This window comes from uncultured Streptococcus sp. (genome assembly GCF_938036805.1).
GTDB lineage: Bacteria > Bacillota > Bacilli > Lactobacillales > Streptococcaceae > Streptococcus.
The window spans coordinates 1-3,951 of record NZ_CALHWC010000012.1; the positions used below are offsets into that span (position 1 = coordinate 1).

The 3,951-nt window shown below is 45.8% G+C and carries 5 protein-coding genes; 3 read left to right on the forward strand and 2 right to left on the reverse strand.

Annotated elements, in window-relative coordinates:
* Nucleotides 1-9: 9 nt before the first annotated feature.
* The 3 genes from pnuC to Q0191_RS00540 all read left to right on the forward strand — a co-directional run bounded on the left by pnuC (nt 10) and on the right by Q0191_RS00540 (nt 2,740).
* Nucleotides 10-897, forward strand: a complete 888-nt coding sequence (pnuC, locus tag Q0191_RS00530; protein WP_297662843.1) for a nicotinamide riboside transporter PnuC — start codon at nt 10-12, stop codon at nt 895-897.
* 57 nt (nt 898-954) lie between these two features.
* Nucleotides 955-1,743, forward strand: a complete 789-nt coding sequence (locus Q0191_RS00535) for an NUDIX hydrolase (protein WP_297662845.1) — start codon at nt 955-957, stop codon at nt 1,741-1,743.
* 235 nt (nt 1,744-1,978) lie between these two features.
* Nucleotides 1,979-2,740, forward strand: coding sequence for a hypothetical protein (locus tag Q0191_RS00540; RefSeq protein WP_297662847.1), 762 nt, complete (start codon nt 1,979-1,981; stop codon nt 2,738-2,740).
* A 49-nt stretch (nt 2,741-2,789) separates the two neighbouring features.
* On the opposite strand, the gene dusB is transcribed toward Q0191_RS00540, so the two are convergent.
* On the reverse strand, nt 2,790-3,767 hold the full coding sequence (gene dusB / locus Q0191_RS00545; RefSeq protein ID WP_297662849.1) for a tRNA dihydrouridine synthase DusB: 978 nt from the start codon (nt 3,765-3,767) through the stop codon (nt 2,790-2,792).
* The coding region (locus tag Q0191_RS00550; protein ID WP_297662851.1) for an Hsp33 family molecular chaperone HslO at nt 3,754-3,951 on the reverse strand (198 nt) is incomplete at its 5' end. The genes dusB and Q0191_RS00550, both read right to left, overlap by 14 nt.

The window sequence follows — 3,951 nt, forward strand, 5'->3', positions numbered from 1 at the left end:
TAAAATAGAATGGTAGTAAAAAATCAAAAACTCTCTCCTGCAGCTCTCTACGCAGGACTAAAACAAAAATCTCAAACCTTTGCTCGGAATTTCCAGAATGTCTGTGCAGCAGCAAAAGAACAGGGCTTTAGCGGTATCGCTAAATTGCTCTGGCAGGATTTATTTGGCGGGCGTAGCTTGACTCAATGGCTCTACTTGATTGCTCTTTCCAGTCTGCCTTTCATTCTGGAGTTTACCAGTGAAATCCGCATCCTGCTGAGGATTTTCCCCGTAACGCTTTCCAGTCTGCCTTTCATTCTGGAGTTTACCAGTGGGCAGGAACAACATGACTGGCTGGGACTCTTTGCTTCCTGGACAGGCATCGTCTGCGTTATTCTAGTAGCCGAGGGGCGGGCCAGCAATTACCTCTTTGGAGCTGTTAATTCGGCGATTTATCTCATCTTGTCCTTCCAGGCTAGCTTTTATGGAGAAGTGCTGACTACGGTCTACTTCTTTATCATGCAGCCGATTGGCCTTTATACTTGGCTGTCCAACCGGGTCAATGAACAAGATAAGGAAGAGCCGTCTCATTTTGAAGCTAAGAAGTTAGACTGGCGTGGCTGGCTTAAATATTTGGCCTTGACCGCTCTGATTTGGATTGGAATGGGCTTTGCCTATAAGAGCATTCACAGTCACCGGCCTTTCCGCGATAGTGTGACAGATGCGACCAATGGTATCGGCCAGCTTCTCATGACGGGTCTCTACCGCGAGCAGTGGATTTTCTGGATTGCGACCAATCTCTTCAGTATCTACCTCTGGTGGGGCAGCAACCTTCACATTCAGGCTATGTACTGGGTTTATACCCTCAATAGTATTGTCGGCTGGTATCAGTGGACCAAGGCAGTGAAGAAAGCCTAGAGCAAGATTTGGAGGATTTTTGATAGAAAAGATAGCTTAGGAAAGGAAGAAAAATTCATGACCAAACAGGATATCCCAGTGGGAATGTCGGAAAAAGAGTATTACGAAACAATGGCGGATGAGTCCGCCTTTTTGGCATGGTACAAGACACAGGATTTGCCTAAGTATGAGACGCCCAGCGTAACAGCGGATATGGTGGCCTACTGCTTCGTAGAAGGCCAGTTGAAACTCTTGGTTATCAAGCGCAAGGCCCACCCCTATCAGAATAAATATGCTCTGGTCGGAGGCTTTGTGGACAAAAATGAGGATGCCTATCAAGCCTGCATTCGCGAGGTCAAGGAAGAAGTAGACCTCGAGATACCGCTAGAAAAGGTGGAGCAGCTGATGACGGTCTCCACTCCAGGACGTGATCCGCGCGGTTGGGTTATCACCATTGCCCATCTGGTCTATCTGCCGGCAATCGCTATCAACCAAGTCAAGGCTGGTGATGATGCCAAGGAGGTCACTTTTCTTGATGTGGACTTTAAGACAAGGAGCTTTAGAGACGGCGAGCGACTCCTGACAGCAGAGGACTTTGCCTTTGACCACTACCAAATCCTGCTGGAATCTATCAAGCGTATTCAAGGACGACTGGACTGGAATCCAACTTTTCTCCATTTACTGGAATCGCCCTTTACTGTCTATGAAGGGACTGAGTTGGTCAATCTCATCTCGCCTAGACGACCTATCGTCAGCAATAATTTTCTCGTAAAATTTGGAGAATACTTGGAAGAGGCTGGTGTCAAGCGCGTGCCTAAGAAGAAACCGAGAAAAGTGTATCGGCTGAAGACAGAAAAATCGGAATAAAAGAAAATTGATGCTTTATTTTACTTGCAGGACAAAAATGTTCTGCTTTTTTTATTTTCATTACGAATATAAAAGTAGCGACATATATGCTGAAGAAGAGAGGAGGCCTAAGTTCTGGATACTATTTGCTTCAAAATTTTTTGAAAAATTCCATTTATCTAGTTGACATACTTTATTACTAGTGTTACAATAATATTACAAAAAGATTTCCGAATGTTACAGAGGAGGAGAAAAAATGAAAACTAAGACTTATACAAAATTGATGGCTGCTACTGTTCTAGCTTCTAGCTTACTTTTAGGGGCTTGTGGTCACAAAGAAGAAACCAAGCCTAGCGCAAGTGCTAATAAAACAGTACAAACTTCTTCTAGCTCTAAAGTTGCTTCATCTAGCAAAACTAGCAGCGCTCCAAAAGCCAGCAGTAATGCTTCTTCAAACAAAACAGTAGGGCAAGCAGAACAAGTACAGAAAGCTGTGGAATCCGTTCAACCTTCACAAAATCAAACGCAACAAGGAGTGGATCAGCAGGTTCAAAGTCAACAAAATACACAGGCTCAACCAAGCCAATCTCAACAAGCTCCTAGTCAACAAACTACGCCGACTCAACCAACTAAACCAAATCAAGCGACTCAGCCAGCCCAACCGAGTCAACCAGCTCAAAATCCAGCCACTGATCGTCAGCTTCAAAACAAGCAGGCAGAAACAAATGCTCGCTATAAAGGCGTTTTGAATATAGTGGATGGAGATTTCTCTGCGGCTGCTGGTAATTGGACAGATGCAGGAGGCAGTACAGTGACTGTTTCAGCAGGCGGACAGTTCAGTGTCAAGTCAGCGAATGGAACTGTCAATACTTACCATGTCGCTTCATATGCTTATACTTTGGATGATGGACGCTATACAGCTCAGCTGGGTTCTGCTGAACCATCTGCTCCTAAACTGGGCATCCAAATCATCACTGGTGCTGATGGTAAAGTAGCTAGTGTTCAATTGATCAAATAAATTTGCAAAAAAAGGAGGCACCTTTGTAGATGCTTCCTTTTTTATTTCTTTAATGTTGGAGTTGCAAGAGTTCCTCGATCTCTGCTAATGTGCTGGCCTGTGAAATGGCGCCGCGAAGTTTAGCTGCACCAGATGTCCCACGAAGGTAGTGAGGTGCTAGACCGCGGAATTCACGAACGGCTATGTTTTCTCCTTTGAGGTTAATCAAACGTTTCAAATGTTCGTAGGCGATTTTCATCTTGTCCTCAAAAGTCAAATCAGGGAGGATTTCTCCTGTTTCAAAATAGTGATTGATTTGGTTGAAGAGGTAGGGATTTCCCATAGCTGCACGGCCAATCATGACAGCGTCAGCACCAACCTCTTCGATACGTTGTTTGGCTTCTTGCACGCTGCGGATATCGCCGTTAGCGATGAAGGGAATCTTGGTCAGGGCTTGGGCTACGTCATGCAAGGTTTCGAGGTCAGCATGCCCTGTGTACATTTGCTCACGGGTGCGACCGTGCATAGCAAGGGCAGAGACACCTGCAGCCTCGGCGGCGAGAGCATTTTCCACGGCCAGGGATGGATCAGACCAACCTGTCCGCATCTTGACTGTCAGAGGAATATCTAGAACGGACTGAACCTTGTTGATAATTTTATAGATTTTCTCAGGATCCTTGAGCCACATAGCGCCAGCTTCGTTTTTGACGATTTTGTTAACAGGGCAGCCCATGTTGATATCGACGATATCTGTCTTGGTGTTTTCTTGGATAAATTCCGCTGCGCGGGCTAAGCTGTCTTCGTCACTGCCGAAAAGCTGGATAGAAACGGGATTTTCACCCTCATCAATGTGAAGCATGTGAAGGGTTTTTTCGTTGTTATACTGGATGCCCTTGTCAGAGACCATTTCCATCACGACCAGGCCTGCTCCCAGCTCTTTGGCAATGGTTCGGAAAGCAGAGTTGGTTACGCCGGCCATAGGCGCCAGAACCGTACGGTTAGGAATTTCAACATTCCCAATCATAAAAGGGGTATTAAGATTTGTCACGAATCAGTTCCTCCAAGTCATTTTGGTCAAAGTGATAGGCTGTCTGGCAGAATTGGCAGATGATTTCAGCCCCGTGGTCTTGATCACGCATCTCTTCTAAGTCAGCCTTTGGCAGGGTAGCCAAGGCATTCATGAAGCGCTCTTTGCTACAGTCGCACTGGAAGCGGATTTCCTCTTCAGACAG

Excerpts from the sequence above, each read along its gene's own strand:
- pnuC (WP_297662843.1), top strand. The coding sequence starts at position 10 with ATGGTAGTAAAAAATCAAAAACTCTCTCCTGCAGCTCTCTACGCAGGA.
- Q0191_RS00540 (WP_297662847.1), top strand. The coding sequence starts at position 1,979 with ATGAAAACTAAGACTTATACAAAATTGATGGCTGCTACTGTTCTAGCT.
- Q0191_RS00535 (WP_297662845.1), top strand. The coding sequence starts at position 955 with ATGACCAAACAGGATATCCCAGTGGGAATGTCGGAAAAAGAGTATTAC.